We start from the raw sequence: 15,527 nt of genomic DNA on the forward strand, positions 1-15,527 counted from the left end.
GAGTTGGAATCAGTTGAGTTATGTAAGAGGCCGCCATTAATAATATCCTGTTAAGGTTAATCAAAAAAGCTAACGACGTGAGTATCACGCGTTAGCTTTTTAGCTTTAAATCCACACTCAGTTTAACTTCTATCTGACGTATTGAATAGGACTAGTCCCGGCTCCGCAATTTGCCAAGCAATCGGATGATCTCAATGTACAGCCATACCAGTGTAACCATCAATCCAAATGCACCGTACCACTCCATGTACTTGGGTGCACCACGTTCAGCACCACCTTCAATGAAGTCGAAATCAAGGACCAGATTGAGGGCAGCCACAATGACGATAACGACCGAAATACCGATGCCGATCAAGCTGTTATCATGCAGATAAGGGATTGTAATTCCGAAGAAACCCAGTACAAAGCTCAGCAGATACATGATCATGATACCGCCAGTTGCAGCCACGACCCCAAGCTTGAAGTTCTCCGTAGCTTTGATCAATCTGGTTTTGTATGCCACCAGCAGAGCGATGAATACAGCCATGGTCAACAGAGCCGCCTGCAAGGTAATTCCGTTATACAGGGACTCATAGGTTGCGGAGAGTGCTCCAAGGAACAGGCCTTCTGCCACGGCATAGACAGGTACGAGATAAGGTGCCGCTACAGGTTTGAACGAAATCACAAGCGCCAGGATAAAACCAACGATTAATCCGCCATAAGCAAGCGGCATCACTTGTTGTCCGTTAAAGAACATCATCCAGGTTGCAAATGCACTGCCCAGCAGGATCACCAGCGTAATAAACGCTTTGTTCACCGTGCCGTTGATCGTCATGTAATTCTGATACCGATCTTCTCCATATCCTCTGTTTTCAAACGTGCTGTCTTTAAGTGTAGGGTTACCGCTACGACCGATCAACACAATCACCTCTTCATATGTATTTGGTATATCTGTGATACTAGGCTTGGGCTTACTACGTTTCAAATTCTACAAGCTACTCCCTCGAAAAGATCGGAATGGCACCAGAAGGAATCGGATGCAATCCTTCGATTACATCCTTACCCCCTGGCGCAACACTTAGGACATATGTCCCAGACATTGCATGTTCATGTGCTTTTTAAGCGTCTTATTTGTACAACACTTTATCTACATTGTATTTCGCACGCATCGTGTTGATGATATACGTCTCGTAAATTTCACGATCTACCGGATCTTCAACCAGGCATACTTCAATCTTCGTTACTTCCTCGCGGTGATTCTTGATTGGTGATACGGTGTCTTCAAAATGCTTTTTGATGCGGGGTCTTAATTTTCGTGCTTTACCGACAAATAACAACTCTCCAGCGGCATTGTAAAACATGAAAATCCCGCCTAGTTCCCGGGTAATCAGGTGAAAATCAGTAAATCCATAAATGTGACTAAGCTGTGGATCAACCTGCTTTGTGATGGTTACATCCGGTGTTGGCACAGTAATATTAATCAATAGGCTCACTTCCTCATTATCTATAGGTTTAGATCTTATCACATATTATAAAGGGACACCATTTCATTCTATATGAAGTACAATTCACGCAATTTTCGCTATTACGACAAATATTTCAAAAAAAAGGTTAACTTCCCTGATTCAAAGTGGTACTATAGGGGTATGAGGAAGAAATTGGGCACTGAGACATACGTCTTTATATCTACCTCCGTCTATTGTACCCTATGATTGAATATCTTTTTCATGCTGAATTCTGTTATGTGATCACGACAAGAGTACAGTTAGCAAGAACCCTAGTTTATAGATTGTAGATTCATCATCTAATCGACCCCTTGCAGCAAGCAAACCTAGGAAGACCTAGATTCATGATTCACTGTAGATTTTTAGTATCACCTAGAAAGCCTGCAATTATAGTCGTACTGAAGTTAATAGACACACGTAGAAGGTCAGATAGCTATCGATCCTAGAGAGACTAGTCATGCAATACAACTGTAGAAATTATAGCAGCAGTACTATAGAAAATGGATCAAGTTTCACCACCAGGCCCGGCATACTGCCAGGGCTTTTTTGCGTTTGTGCGAACAACCAACCACACGCTCAGGGAAACAGAGGTATCGTGGTTCTTTCTGCTGGGTTTATAATATGGCAAGATACCAGTAGAGGGAGTGATGGGATGTATTCCGATCTGCAACTGACGGAGGACCGCCCTGTATATATACAAGTCAAAGATTATATGAAGCGATTGATGCTCAAAGGCGGCCTGCAAGCCAAACAAAAACTGCCCTCGACCCGTGAACTCAGTACACTCATGAAGGTTAGCCGCAGCACAGTCCTGCTCGCTTATGCCGAGCTTGAAGATGAAGGCTTGATCTACGCAGTCAAAGGCAAGGGCAATTACGTCAGTGCCTCCATCGAAACACCTGAGGCAGCAGCGAGCTGGGAACTGGACTGGAAGACAGAGGTAAGTGAATATGCAATTCAGGCAGAGCAGTACGATCTGATGAAGCATGGCTCCGGAGCAGAGCGCGGCGAGATATCGTTTACCAGCATAGCACCGGATGAAAAGCTGTTTGATCTGCACAACGTGAAACGGGCTTTTCTGGATCGCATGTCACTTGAAGGCGAAGTACTGCTGAATTACGGATATGCGCAGGGATACAGACCGCTGATGAACTATTTACTACGATATATGGAGAACAAAGGTGTTGACCTCCGTGGCAAGGACATTCTGATCACCAACGGATTCACGGAAGGTTTCGATCTGGTGCTTGGAGCGTTGCGCAAAAAAAGCGGAAAAGCGCTCTGCGAGAATCCAACGCACCACACGGTGATCAAAAATCTGAAGCTGCACCAGTTTCACCTGACCGGTGTGAACATGGAGCCAGATGGCTTGGACTTGAAGCAACTGGAACATGAACTTGAGGCAAGTCCATATGATCTGGCGTATCTCGTGCCATCCTATCACAATCCAACCGGGATTGTGACGTCCCCTGCAAAACGGGTAGAGATCATCCGGTTGATGAACAAGTATCAAGTACCCATCATTGAGGATGGATTCAACGAAGAGTTGCGCTATTCCGGTTCCCACGTATCTCCCCTGATCGCCAGCATGGGCAAAGGCAATGGACTGGTGTATCTGGGCAGCTTCTCCAAAGTCCTGTTCCCAGGCCTGCGGGTAGGTTGGATTATTGCGGATGCGGCGCTGATTGATTATCTGGAGAGTATGAAACGGGCACGCAGCATCCATACCTCCACGCTGGACCAATCGTTATTGTATCAATATCTGAGCAACGGTAATTTCGAGAAATATTTGAAGAGAGCTCGGACGGAGTATAAGCGAAAATATGAATTGGTTGTGCGTTGCCTGAAGCAGCATCTGCCAATGTGCCGGATCTCCGGTGCGGGTGGTCTGCATCTGTTCGTGCAGTTCCCGTCCGAATACAGAACCCGTGAACTGCTGGCGGCCTGTAAAGTGAAAGGTGTGACGTTCACACCAGGGGATACCTTTTATCTGGAACCCGGTCAGGGTGTAAACACGATGCGCCTGGGTTTCTCCAGAGTCAGCGATGAAAATATACGTAAAGGCATTCGCATCATTGGCGAGACAGCAGCTCAAATGAGATAAGGAGGATTTCACATGAAAGTTGGAGTGATTATGGGCGGTACATCTTCAGAGCGGGATATTTCCCTGCTGACCGGACAGGAGATGATTGCAAACCTGAATAGAGACAAATACGAGGTTGTACCCATTGAGCTGAATACCAAGCGCGATCTAATCGACAAGTCAGCGGGGATCGATGTGGCACTGCTTGCCCTGCATGGCAAATACGGCGAAGACGGTACGGTCCAAGGCACATTGGAATCTCTGGGTATTCCCTACACAGGTTGTGGTGTGCTGGCGAGCAGTGTATGCATGGATAAAGACATGTCCAAACAACTTATGCAGCATGCAGGTGTGCTTACCGGAGAGTGGCTACGAGTGAGTCATATCGAGGAACTGTCCTCAACTGCTGTTCAACAATTAACGTACCCCGTGGTGGTCAAACCCAATTCAGGCGGTTCCAGCATCGGTACCCAAGTAGTGAAAGAGGCTGCCGCCCTGCCCGCTGCTGTGGAGGCTGCCCTCGCCTGGGATGATACAGTCATGATTGAACAGTATATCGAAGGTGAGGAGATTACCTGTGCCATTCTGGATGGTAAGATGCTGCCGGTGATCTCCATTCGTTCGAACGCCGAGTTTTTCGATTATTCTTCCAAATACGATGACCACGGAGCAGATGAGCAGGTTGTGCAATTGCCTGCGGATCTTCACCATCGTGTGGAAGCCGCGGCACTTGCCTGTTATCAGGTGCTGAAATGCAGTGTCTACGCGCGCGTGGATATGATGATTCGCGAAGGTTTGCCTTATGTGCTTGAAGTAAACACGCTGCCGGGTCTTACCCGTAACAGTCTGCTGCCCAAAAGTGCAGCCGCTGCAGGCATTTCTTTTGCAGAGTTGCTGGATACCATTATTGAACTTTCATTGAAGGAAAGACCCAAGGAGGATATAACATTATGAGCCTGGATGTGACGATTAGACATAGCTCCACTACAGATCTGCAAGATATGGTCATTCTGATGGACCAACTTGGTTATCCCACCACGTACGCCGAGATGGAGGAGCGCTATACCCACATTGCTGCAGATGCTAACTTCACCACACTGGTTGCTGAAGCACGCGGACGTGTAGTTGGACTGATCGGATTACAGACGTCTTATCTGTATGAAAAGAACGGAAGACACTGCCGTATCATGGCATTGGTTGTTCACGACCAGTTCAGGGGCTCAGGCATCGGCCGTCAGCTCATTCTGGAAGCCGAACAATGGGCCGCCACGCATGACGTGGACTCCCTGTCTCTGAACAGTGGTAATCGCCCTGAACGTGAAGCTGCACATGAATTCTATCGTCAGATGGGCTTTACAGCCGGGAGTACCGGATTCAGCAAAAAGCCGCAGATTCTACAGCACACCTAAACTGCGGATGATATGTTATCTCGATTACATGAAAAAGAACGCCCCCGGCAAAATGGCCAGAAAAGGGCGTTCTTTGATATATCTATGTCGGGTCTTTGTACTTTACTTGTTACTTCAAGCAATTAAGGACGGTCAATGTAAATCCAGCCTGTTTCTTGTTCCTTATCTACAGTAGCTCCAAGGGATTCAGCCACAAAGCGCAGCGGCACATACGTCTTGCCGTCCTTGCCTACATAGGCGGATTCCACCATGGTTACTTCTTTACCAGCAACGGTTGCCTTCTTGGAACCTACGGTCAGGACAATCTCATCACCAGTGATGTCATCAATGACAACGATTTGGTTTGAGCCTTTGGTCCATTTCACTTCCGCATCCAATTCCTCAGACACGTAGCGAAGCGGAACAAATGTTGTATTCTTAACGGTGATCGCTCCAGCGTATTCATCATCCGGGAAGAGCACTACACTTTTACTCGTGATTCCAGCTTCATCTTTCAGCAATTGGTATGCCAGTGAATTGGAATCAAAATTGCGCAGCATCTGTCCAGGCGTAATATCATCCTTCATCAGATCCATAACGCCGCCCGATACATCCACTTCATCAACTGCAACTGTGCCACCGATATTCCACTGTTCACTGTCTCCACTTACGGTTACAGAGTTCACCGGCAGATCCTCAGAAGCAGGCAGCGCTACTTTCAGTTCAAAGTTTTGCTTGCGAACATCAAGCTTGCTGTCGAGATAAAAATCCAATTTCAGTTTGGTATCTGTGCCAAAGACCGTTTTAAATTCAGGGGTCTCATTCAACAGGTTGTTCAGCTCCTGATCGTAATTGACCAGCATACTGTCCAGTCCTACTTTGATGATGGCATATAGTGACGCAACAGCTTCATCTTTCGATTCAGGAACGATCGAATTCAGCGTTTCATCTCCCCCGCCTTCAACCTCATTCACAGCTTCAAGTACAGGGTAGAACACATCATACAGATCGCCAATCAGGTCTTTCAGTCCTTGCTCATCTTTAGAAATACTCGTCAGGAACGGTTTAACCATGGCAAGCATCTCTTCACCACTAACTTCCAGATGCAGCTTGGAGAGGCTAAGCGCTTCGCCATTCACGGATTCCTGTACCGGTGTTACGGAGATGTTCTTCGGATTGGACAGATGTTTCAGAACAAAAGAGAACAGTTTCGGGGAAAGTTCCTCGAGTTGTTTCTCCAGAGCCTTCGTATCCACCATTGGAAGCGCTTGTGCATCCTGGAACGTATCCAGAGATATGTACAGCGGTTTCTGGGCTCCGTCCAGATCAATCACCAATTGGGACTCATTCATGGACAGGTGGAAAGGTAACTTCGCTCCCTCCATGCTCAGTGTACCTTTGATCGATGCTGTCTTCGCATCTTTCATTTTGGCTTGATCAATATCCAGGGATATGGAGTTAATAAGTTCGATCATTTCAAGGTCTTTCTCTGTAGCAAATTCCTTAGCCGGTTCTATGTTTATATTCATGGATTGTCTGGATTCACCGGACTTGATACTCGCGCCATTGGCCATTGCTTTGCCAACGTCTACTCCACCCACAGCCTGACATCCTGTAAGAACAACCATTAATAATACAAGTGGCACTGCCATCCATTGGACTAACTTCCGATTCTTAATATGAACTCCTCCTTAGAAAAATATGGTTCATTTCCATTATGAAGGTATAGGTAATTCTTGTAAACGGATACGCAAAAAAATAAACCAAAAGGCCGGAACATGTCCGACCTCTGGTCTATCTATATTTCAGCATATCGTAAGATTCGATAAAACATCCTGCTTCATTATGCAATACTGGGAGTTATTCTTGCTCCTGATCTTCTGCGAGCTTCTCATCCGTTTCTTCATCTTCCGCAGTTGCGGGAGTCTCGAATTGATCCGGCTCGTCCTCTTGAATCGCTTTGTTCTCTTCGTTCTGATCCTGTGTCATATCGCATTCCCTCTCTTCTACCGGATTGTCATGTCATCAAGGCCTGAGCCTTGTGTCTATCAATAACCCGAATAGGAGCAGTTCAAACCTGTCCCAACGTCTCCCACACATTTTCCATCATAATTTCAATGCTCACTTAGAAAACATAAAAGATGATCCCGTTCCCACTTGCAGCCGTGGCCTGAAACAAGGCCTGGACATCATCCACGGTCTGAACGATCTCCTGAAATGTCTCTTCCGCATCCCAATCTTCCATGACAGGGTAGACGCCTTCAGCAATCATCCGGTCCAGACTATACCGTTGCTTCAATTCCTCCGGTGTGAGCTGCTCCAATGCCATGTATGCTTCCAGCACCTGCTCGTTACTAAGCAAAAACAGATCCATGTCCGAATAGTTTCCCACGTATTGCTCACCTGCGAGAGGCACCACATATCCCAGGGGCGGCTCCCCTTCTACCAAGTTACCGTTCAGCGTGAATTGAAGCATCTGCCACGTTTTATCAATATCCAGATCCACTGCACAATCATGCACACTGATCTCACCTGACTTAATGGATTCAACTATCTCCTTTGTTACCACAAGATATCTGCCGGACATTCCCATACCGTTACCCCTCCTGTGTAATTCCTTCTATTGTTCCCCATTAACCGTGCTTGTTGGTTCAGAATCGGGGTAATCCCTACCAAGGAGGGTGTAAACATGAAAAAATTTGATTACAGTCTCAATTATGATGAGTTGGATCTGCGCAAACATCCTGAGCTGTACACCGTAGGCCGGGGAGAGCAGGGTGTGCTGATGGTAGAGCCGTACAAGGGCGAGATTCTGCCACACTGGCGATTCAAAACACCAGAGATTGCAACAGAGTCATCGGAGAAAATCTATGAGCTATTTTTGGAGTATAAGAAAAAGGGGGATTTCGTGGGTATGGATATGGCTCGCAAATTTCTCCAGATGGGTTATACACGGGCCAGACGGTATACAAATCACAAAGGAGGACGCAAATACTCGAAGGAGGATGGCTCAATCTTGCCCTATCAGAATGATAAGGTGAAGGCAGAAGCCGCAGCTATATTCAAAGCACAATGGGAGATTGCGAAGACGGATCCAGACTATGTGAAGATGAAGAAGGAGCATCGGGAAAAGTACGAGTCTGAGCAGACGTAAGAACATCGGGTAAACGATTGACTTATGGAAACATTTGTCTCAGAATCGATCTTGTTACTGTACATTTTCAACCATTATATTGGAGAAGAGAGGCATCCGATTATGACAGATTCGTTCATTCACTTAAACACAGGCCAGAATATCAGTATCAACGAATCCATCCAACTTCAGGTAACCATTCAATGTACATCATCTCCTTCTCCCTTGGATGTTAGCTGCTTTATGGTGAACGAAGAGGGAAAGGTCCCATCTGACGACTATTTTGTATTTTATAATCAGAAGGCCGATCCCCATCAAAGTGTGCTTTTGCAACAGGCAGAGGAACTGAAATCCTCTTTTGTACTGGATACAAATCAATTACGGCAGGCCCCTGTGGAAAAATGTGTGTTTACGGCTACCCTGGATGCGGGAGGGACTTTCGCCGATGTTCAGGCATGTCAGGCGATTGTACAAGCGGGTTCCCAGCAGATCACTTATGGGATCACGCAGGTCACTGCGGAAACAGCTCTTATTTTCATTGAAATCTATAAGTATCGAGACGGGTTCAAAGTTCGTGCGATTGGACGAGGTTTCTTTGGTGGATTACAGCCGCTCGCAGAGTCATTCGGTGTTGAAATTGAGAGTAACGACAACTTGGAAGCCGAACAGATTCTTCTCACGGCACAAGCTGAAGTGGCAGCCGCCTCTCCAGAAGTCTTGGTACCTGATGCTGCACCAAACACGAATCATGCACCGCTTAACCTGACTAAGATCGATCTCCTCAAGCGTAAAGTAACCCTGTCTCTGCAAAAGAAAAAGATCGAACCAATACAGGCACGTGTTGCCGTTGTATTTGATGCATCAGGTTCCATGTACCATCTGTATCGCAAAGGCATCGTGCAAGAAGCCTTCGAGCGTATCCTGGCGATTGCATCAGCGTTTGATGATAACGGAGAGATGGACGTCTGGTTCTTTGCCAAAGACTTTTTACGTGCCCCTAGCGTCACCGCCAGGGATTTCGAGAATTATATTGAACGCACATATACGTTGGGAAGCAAAGGCGGTACCAACAATGAACCTCCTGTGATGCAGGATGTCATTCGCAAATACACGATCGAGGAACCTAATGTAAAGATCCCAACGTATATTATCTTTTTTAGCGATGGTGGAGTCAGTCAAAAAGGGAAAATCATGCGGCTTATTACCGAAAGCTCAACCAAAAATCTGTTCTGGCAATTCGTCGGCTTGGGACAAGCCAATTACGGTATTCTGGAGAATCTCGATGATATGACTGGACGTTTCATCGATAATGCTGACTTTTTTGCACTGGACGACATCTCCAAAATCAGCGACGAAGAATTGTATGATCGTCTCCTTACCGAATTTCCAGGCTGGATAAAGGAAGCTCGGGCCAAAGGCATTTTGGCCTAAAGCTTTTACCCTATACCACTAATCAGGCTTGTACTTTTTCTGCTTTACCATCCTTGGAACGTGGACGGAGCATACTTCCTACGATTCGCAACATCAACTTGCGTGGCACGAGGCGGGTGAACTGCGCTGTCCAGTAATTGCCGGCCCCCGGTACAGCATAAGGTTTGCCTGACTCGAGTGCACTCATGGCCACCGCCACGACATGCTCAGGTGTATCACGTTTACCCACCGAGGCTTCATCAGCGCCCACTACATCAAAGAACGAAGTCTCGGTTGAGCCTGGGCATAGGGCCAAAAACTGAACGCCACGCTTCCTGTTTTCTTCGTATAATGCCTCTGTAAAAGAAAGTACAAATGCCTTCGTTGCTCCATACACAGCCATATACGGATCAGGTTGAAAGGCAGCCGTCGACGACACATTAATGACAGCACCATTTCGCTTCTGTAACATGTCCGGCAAAAAAAGATGTGTCATGTTTGTCAAGGCGAGCACGTTCAACATAACTTCCTCCTGCTGCCGGGAACCATCCACCTGTTCAAATAATCCATGAGTAGCAAATCCCGCATTGTTGATCAGCATATCGATGTGTATTCCCCGATTCTGACATTCCTCATATACCCTCTGAGGTGCATCGACTTGAGACAAATCCGAAACGATCACCTCAGCCCTTACTTGATATGTACGTTCTATACGTTCTGCCAATTGATTCAGTTTGGATTCTGTTCTGGCCACCAGCACAATATTTTTACCCTTGGAAGCCATTTCGAGTGCAAAAACTTCCCCAATACCTGAAGAAGCACCTGTAATAAGTACCCATTGACGCTGTTCCTTTATCATCTCTCATCCATCCTCTATGCATAATTTAAACACTCGTTTTCATTAGGAAACATTGTTTCTTTATAGAATCATCGTAACCAAATTTCATGACGCTGTCAAATACATTTGATAAATTTGAATCTAGAACGTGGTGCTTACTTACTAAATTCGGATTAAATTGACGTCATCCGGCGTAAAACAGTAGAATGACCATAAGAAAAAAATATATCGACGTACTTCCATAGAAGACAGACCGCATTTAAGCTGAAGTTTTTCTTGCGATCATCGAATCCTTCAGCTCCGCTGAAAACGTATAAATTCTATAATCTTAAGAAAAGGAAACGTAGTTTCTGTTCAACAACAATACGGTTACGAGGATGAAATCAATGAAGAATCTTAATTCGGGTTCCACAGAATCTGCACATACGGTAACAACCTTTCAGGAAGCCAGACTTCAGCACTCGGATAATCTGCGGCAAAATATTGTGCATGCTGCTGCTGCTTTACTGCAAGAGCATGGACCAGAGGCCGTCACGGTACGCCGTGTAGCTGAACGCATGGAGTGCTCCACCAAGATCATATATAACCTGTTCGGGAAAAAAGAAGGGTTAGCCAAGCATCTATATTTAGAGGGATGTTCTCTTATGGCCCAGCGATTTGAAACTATACCCCGGCAGGAATCGTTCGAACAATATTTCCGTGATCTGGCCTACGTCTACTGGGACTTCGGCATTTCTCAATCCAGCTTCTATCAGCTGATGTTTGGAGGATCTTTTTCCGAATTCAAACCAGATGGAGAGACCTTACAGGGAACAGCGACTGCACTGAAGCAAGTGTCTGCTTTGGTGGAGATAGCGATTGAACAGGGAATGCTTCAGGTGCAAGATCCCCTGCTTGCGGTTCGGATGATCTGGGCTCCATTACACGGTGTTATTCATCTGTATTTGGGAGGCCATATTGAGAGTGAAGAAGCTGCCAAAACCCTCTATGATCATACGTTGTCCATGGTTATACACTCCCTTGTGAGTACATCTGCGAATGGATAAGCATTAGATCTGTGCTGTTTTAGATACTTTTGGAAGATAACGAAAAAGGAGCATGCCCTAGGCGTATTACGCCTAGGGCATGCTCCTTTTTTCGGTTGACTTTATCTAGTTCCGTAACGGTTTCAGTCGATTAACGTGCCTCTTGGTTCTCAGCTTCCCAACGTGCAATTTCTTTGCGCACAATTGGAGCGACTTCTTTACCCAGCAGTTCGATTGCTCTCATAACCTCGTTGTGCGGCATGGTGCCGAGGGGGGTGTGCAACATGAAGCGTGTGATCCCAACTTCTTTGCGCAGGTAAATAATTTTCTGAGCTACGGTCTCCACATCACCTACATACAATGCACCCTCCAGGCTACGCGCTGCATCAAATGTTGCACGGCTGTAGTGTCCCCATCCACGTTCACGGCCCAGTATGTTCATGACCGCTTGCGCTGGCGGGAAGAATTTCTCCACAGCTTCGTCTGTTGTATCGGCAATGAAGCCGTGAGAGTGAGAAGCAACGGTCAGCTTGGAAGCATCATGTCCCGCATGTGCAGCTGCTTTCTTGTACAGTTCCACCAGTGGTGCAAATTGTACCGGACGGCCACCAATAATGGCAAGCACCAGTGGCAAACCGAGCAATCCTGCACGAACGACGGATTCCTGATTACCGCCACTGCCAATCCATACCGGAAGTTTCTCCTGTACCGGGCGCGGGTAGATGCCCAGATTGTTAAAGGAAGGGCGGTGTTTGCCTTCCCAGGTTACTTTTTCCGAATCACGCAGCTTGAGCAGCAAATCCAATTTCTCATCGAATAACTCATCGTAGTCGTTCAGATCATAGCCGAATAGTGGGAACGATTCGATAAATGATCCCCGCCCTGCCATAATCTCTGCACGCCCGTTCGAAATGCCGTCCAGTGTCGCGAAATCTTGATAGACCCGAACCGGATCATGCGATGAAAGCACCGTTACCGCACTCGTCAAGCGAATATTTTTGGTCTGTGAAGCTGCGGCTGCCAGAATGACAGCTGGTGATGAAGCCGCATAGTCAGCACGATGATGTTCTCCCACGCCGTATACATCCAGACCCACCTGATCTGCCAAAACAATCTCTTCAACAACATCGCGAATGCGCTGCGCATGACTGATAAGTTCTCCTGTTTTTACATCCGGATTCGTCTCCACAAATGTACTAATTCCGATTTCCATTGTCTGTTCCTCCCTGGTATGAAGCGATCCGTTGTTCATCTTACCTATTGTAAGTAGATCACCTTTTGTTATGTATCTTAATATTGAACTATTTTGATGAAAAACACAAGTACCCTCTGTTTCCAGAGGGTACATTTATGTTTATTTCTTCCTCCCAATGTACAGCAGATGCGACGAGATTCCCAATATAGAAGGGTCTTTGGCGGCTTCAATCATATAGTGCATAAGTTCATCATACTCGCCGCGTTCTTGCCAGTGTTGTAGCTGCTCGTCCGTCAGCATTGCTCTAAGGCTGGATGAACCGATCAAATCCACGGTTTCAAATCCATGTTGTTCCATGAAGGGCTTAACGTCCTGAATATTAAAATAGTATGCTCCCGTAAATCGTCCTTGATCCTGATGATCGAATATACCCTTTTCCACAAAAGAACGGATTGCTCCCATATGGTCATTTGGTTTCCAGTGCTGCGGGGATTGCAGCGAATTGATACTCATGCGCATTCGGCTCTGCATGGCTACAAACACCACGCCCCCTCGCTTGGTTACACGGTACAACTCCCGTACAGCAGCCGTGCGCTCTTCGTCTGTCTGCAGATGATATAACGGCCCCAGCATGAGGGACGCATCATAAGTCTCGTCAGCCATACCGGAGAGCGAAGTCGCATCGAGAACATGGAATCCATCGAATTGCTGTGTCAAACTAAACTCCTCAGCCTTTTGCCTCGCAGTATCCACCGAGGAAGGTGTCAGATCCGATAAAGTGACCTGGTACCCCAATTTCGCAAGCTCCATGGCATACTTTCCTGGTCCTGCGCCATTATCCAGAATACAACCAGCAGTGGGGAGATGTCCCCTGATGTAATGCATGTTAATGATGAATTCAATCGGTTCCCGCTCCAGTCTCCCCCACTCATCAAACCCGGAATAATATTTAATAATGTGATCTCTCTTCATCGCTCTGACACCTGCCTTTTCTAATATGTAGACCACCTAACCATGTTCAAAATTAAATTCCAACCAGTATATATCTACTAAATATTTCCTGTCAAACAAAAAACGTTCAATTCCCATTGAATGCGGAACTGAACGTTTCTCGAACTTATATCTTTTTCACAAACTCAGACTTCAACTTCATTGCACCCAAGCTGTCGATCTTGCAATCAATATCATGATCCCCATCAATCAGGCGAATATTCTTCACCTTCGTGCCCTGTTTAACCACGAGTGAGCTACCCTTAACCTTCAGATCTTTAATGACGGTAACGGTATCGCCATCACTTAGCACATTTCCGTTGGCATCACGGATTACTTTTGCATCCTCTGCATTCTCATTGTCTGCTTCCAAAGACCATTCATGCGCACACTCCGGGCAAACGAGCAGATTACCATCCTCGTACGTGTACTCAGAATTACATTTCGGGCAGTTAGGCAAATTAGACATATGTATTAAACTCTCCATTCTACGATTGGCTTTCCCGCAAGTATACGGGATATCGACGGTATATTCCATACGCTTGGTCACTGCATGGATGGATTTAAACCAAATTTAAGGTTCATGCCTCCCTCACTTTAAGGGTAACTGCTTATGATGTAACTAATAGATACGCACTACATTTACATGAATTTTAATATCTCTATGAATTGTTATTATATTTAATACCAAAGGAGTTCCTGCTCATGTCCTCATATGTTTTTCCTGTGCAAACGGCTTTTTTTATCTTTGTCGTTGCCGCCATGTTTTTGCTGGTGCCATGGTTGATCTATGGATATCGTAAAGACGGCTTCTTCAGCTGGTCACGGTTTGGCATCAGCTTTTCGTTTATCTTTTATATTCTGGCCGCCTATTGCCTCGTCATTCTCCCGTTTCCGACTACGCGAGATACCTGTGCGCAGCAAGCCTCTGACACGATCTACTACAATCTGGTTGCATTCACTTTTGTCAAAGACATCATGAAGGAAACACCCATTGTATGGTCTCAGCCTTCCAGCTATCTCAGTATGATTCAGGGCAGAGCTTTTCTGCAAGTTCTATTTAACGTCCTGCTTCTCATGCCGCTGGGTGTATATATCCGTTATTTTTTTCAAAAGAGATCATTCTGGAAGTACGCCCTGGTTGGTGGATTGGGCCTTTCCTTATTCTTCGAGATCACTCAAATCACCGGATTTTACGGGTATTATAATTGTCCTTACCGCCTGTTCGATGTAGATGATCTGTTATTGAATACTTCGGGAGCAGTCATTGGATTCTTCATAGCGCCCATCCTGCTTGCTTTATTCCCATCACGTGCAAGCATTCAGGCGAAAAGTGAGCAGATCGTGGAACAAAATCGCGTGTATGCTATGCCTCAATTGCTCGCGTTAATTATTGATGGAATCATTATTGTCTTCCTTTCGAATCTACTCTCCATCTTTACAGCGTCTGATGTAATCAGTAATGCGCTAAGTACATCCATTGCAATGGTCATTGTGCTGTTCTTCATACCTTGGGTGCGGAATGGGGTAACTCCAGGCTCGGCCATTTTGCGATTCCGCTATGTGAATCGTCAGACCGGCACACCCACCAGTGAATCGTTATTCAAAAGATTTGCCGCACTCTATGTTCCATGGCTGCTCGTTACGATCATTCGCTTGGTCAACGATTATGCTTTTTCAGGTCATCAGGATGTTATGCTTCAGCCTTATCAAATGTGGATCTCCTTGGGGACATTCGGTATCTATATGTTAGTCTACGCCGTGCTCTTTGTTCATGTCTTGATCGTGCTCTTCTCCCGTGGAAAACGTTCCTTCTACTTCGATGAGGTGTCCCGCACACGTGCCTCTCGTAAATAATGTTTGGAGTTTAACAAGGCATAATGTACCTCGAATTAGTGCTTACGTTCTGCTTACTATTCAGCCGGATTACCAAAAGAGGACGTTCATTCTCAGAATGAACGTCCTCTTTTTAATTTGCTCA

At 46.0% G+C, this 15,527-nt stretch carries 16 protein-coding genes; 7 read left to right on the top strand and 9 right to left on the bottom strand.

All coding sequences use genetic code 11. The annotated features are described in order from the left end of the window. Positions 1-151 precede the first annotated feature (151 nt). On the bottom strand, positions 152-898 hold the full coding sequence (locus tag AC4E8D_RS30915; protein WP_221820284.1) for a Bax inhibitor-1/YccA family protein: 747 nt from the start codon (positions 896-898) through the stop codon (positions 152-154). A 208-nt stretch (positions 899-1,106) separates the two neighbouring features. Beyond that, complete coding sequence (locus AC4E8D_RS30920) at positions 1,107-1,463, bottom strand: nucleotide excision repair endonuclease (RefSeq protein ID WP_076213814.1); 357 nt, start codon at positions 1,461-1,463, stop codon at positions 1,107-1,109. A gap of 673 nt (positions 1,464-2,136) precedes the next feature. Between AC4E8D_RS30920 and pdxR the strand changes: the two genes are divergently transcribed. The 3 genes from pdxR to AC4E8D_RS30935 are packed head-to-tail and all read left to right on the top strand — an operon-like array spanning position 2,137 to position 4,976. Continuing rightward, the gene (gene pdxR, locus AC4E8D_RS30925) at positions 2,137-3,588 is read left to right on the top strand and encodes a MocR-like pyridoxine biosynthesis transcription factor PdxR (RefSeq protein ID WP_490205656.1); all 1,452 of its coding nucleotides are present in this window, start codon (positions 2,137-2,139) and stop codon (positions 3,586-3,588) included. Positions 3,589-3,600: 12 nt separating this feature from the next. Further along, positions 3,601-4,521: a D-alanine--D-alanine ligase gene (locus AC4E8D_RS30930; RefSeq protein WP_221820048.1), complete on the top strand. Its 921-nt coding sequence runs from the start codon at positions 3,601-3,603 to the stop codon at positions 4,519-4,521. Further along, a complete protein-coding gene (locus AC4E8D_RS30935; protein ID WP_260632665.1) occupies positions 4,518-4,976 on the top strand; it encodes a GNAT family N-acetyltransferase in 459 nt (152 codons plus the stop codon). The genes AC4E8D_RS30930 and AC4E8D_RS30935 overlap by 4 nt, the downstream gene beginning before the upstream one ends. Positions 4,977-5,098: 122 nt before the next feature. On the opposite strand, the gene AC4E8D_RS30940 is transcribed toward AC4E8D_RS30935, so the two are convergent. The 3 genes from AC4E8D_RS30940 to AC4E8D_RS30950 form a co-directional block, all read right to left on the bottom strand. Next, the gene (locus AC4E8D_RS30940) at positions 5,099-6,607 is read right to left on the bottom strand and encodes a copper amine oxidase N-terminal domain-containing protein (RefSeq protein ID WP_339306202.1); all 1,509 of its coding nucleotides are present in this window, start codon (positions 6,605-6,607) and stop codon (positions 5,099-5,101) included. Between the two features lie 208 nt (positions 6,608-6,815). After that, entirely contained in the window at positions 6,816-6,944 is a 129-nt protein-coding gene (locus tag AC4E8D_RS30945; protein ID WP_017691584.1) for a hypothetical protein, read from the bottom strand. A gap of 136 nt (positions 6,945-7,080) precedes the next feature. Next, positions 7,081-7,548, bottom strand: coding sequence for a YfbM family protein (locus AC4E8D_RS30950; RefSeq protein ID WP_339180604.1), 468 nt, complete (start codon positions 7,546-7,548; stop codon positions 7,081-7,083). A gap of 96 nt (positions 7,549-7,644) precedes the next feature. On the opposite strand from AC4E8D_RS30950, the gene AC4E8D_RS30955 reads away from it, so the two are divergent. Both AC4E8D_RS30955 and AC4E8D_RS30960 read left to right on the top strand, forming a co-directional pair. Beyond that, on the top strand, positions 7,645-8,109 hold the full coding sequence (locus tag AC4E8D_RS30955) for a DUF4385 domain-containing protein (RefSeq protein ID WP_237177984.1): 465 nt from the start codon (positions 7,645-7,647) through the stop codon (positions 8,107-8,109). 102 nt (positions 8,110-8,211) lie between these two features. Beyond that, positions 8,212-9,519, top strand: coding sequence for a VWA domain-containing protein (locus AC4E8D_RS30960; protein ID WP_490205657.1), 1,308 nt, complete (start codon positions 8,212-8,214; stop codon positions 9,517-9,519). 22 nt (positions 9,520-9,541) lie between these two features. Here AC4E8D_RS30960 and AC4E8D_RS30965 read toward each other — a convergent pair whose 3' ends face one another. After that, positions 9,542-10,357 (bottom strand): SDR family NAD(P)-dependent oxidoreductase, encoded by an 816-nt coding sequence (locus tag AC4E8D_RS30965; RefSeq protein WP_490205658.1) that lies wholly within the window; start codon positions 10,355-10,357, stop codon positions 9,542-9,544. 365 nt (positions 10,358-10,722) lie between these two features. Between AC4E8D_RS30965 and AC4E8D_RS30970 the strand changes: the two genes are divergently transcribed. Beyond that, positions 10,723-11,382: a TetR/AcrR family transcriptional regulator gene (locus AC4E8D_RS30970; RefSeq protein ID WP_221820054.1), complete on the top strand. Its 660-nt coding sequence runs from the start codon at positions 10,723-10,725 to the stop codon at positions 11,380-11,382. Positions 11,383-11,512: 130 nt separating this feature from the next. Here AC4E8D_RS30970 and AC4E8D_RS30975 read toward each other — a convergent pair whose 3' ends face one another. The 3 genes from AC4E8D_RS30975 to AC4E8D_RS30985 form a co-directional block, all read right to left on the bottom strand. Further along, a complete protein-coding gene (locus AC4E8D_RS30975) occupies positions 11,513-12,574 on the bottom strand; it encodes an LLM class flavin-dependent oxidoreductase (RefSeq protein ID WP_091035571.1) in 1,062 nt (353 codons plus the stop codon). Between the two features lie 141 nt (positions 12,575-12,715). Continuing rightward, positions 12,716-13,528, bottom strand: coding sequence for a class I SAM-dependent methyltransferase (locus AC4E8D_RS30980; protein WP_237177987.1), 813 nt, complete (start codon positions 13,526-13,528; stop codon positions 12,716-12,718). 145 nt (positions 13,529-13,673) lie between these two features. Beyond that, on the bottom strand, positions 13,674-14,015 hold the full coding sequence (locus AC4E8D_RS30985) for a zinc ribbon domain-containing protein YjdM (RefSeq protein ID WP_169482263.1): 342 nt from the start codon (positions 14,013-14,015) through the stop codon (positions 13,674-13,676). A 236-nt stretch (positions 14,016-14,251) separates the two neighbouring features. Here AC4E8D_RS30985 and AC4E8D_RS30990 point away from each other — a divergent pair, with 236 nt between their 5' ends. Then, entirely contained in the window at positions 14,252-15,403 is a 1,152-nt protein-coding gene (locus AC4E8D_RS30990; RefSeq protein ID WP_490205659.1) for a VanZ family protein, read from the top strand. The last annotated feature ends 124 nt before the right edge of the window (positions 15,404-15,527 follow it).

It is taken from the genome of Paenibacillus sp. SRL342, from assembly GCF_984798905.1.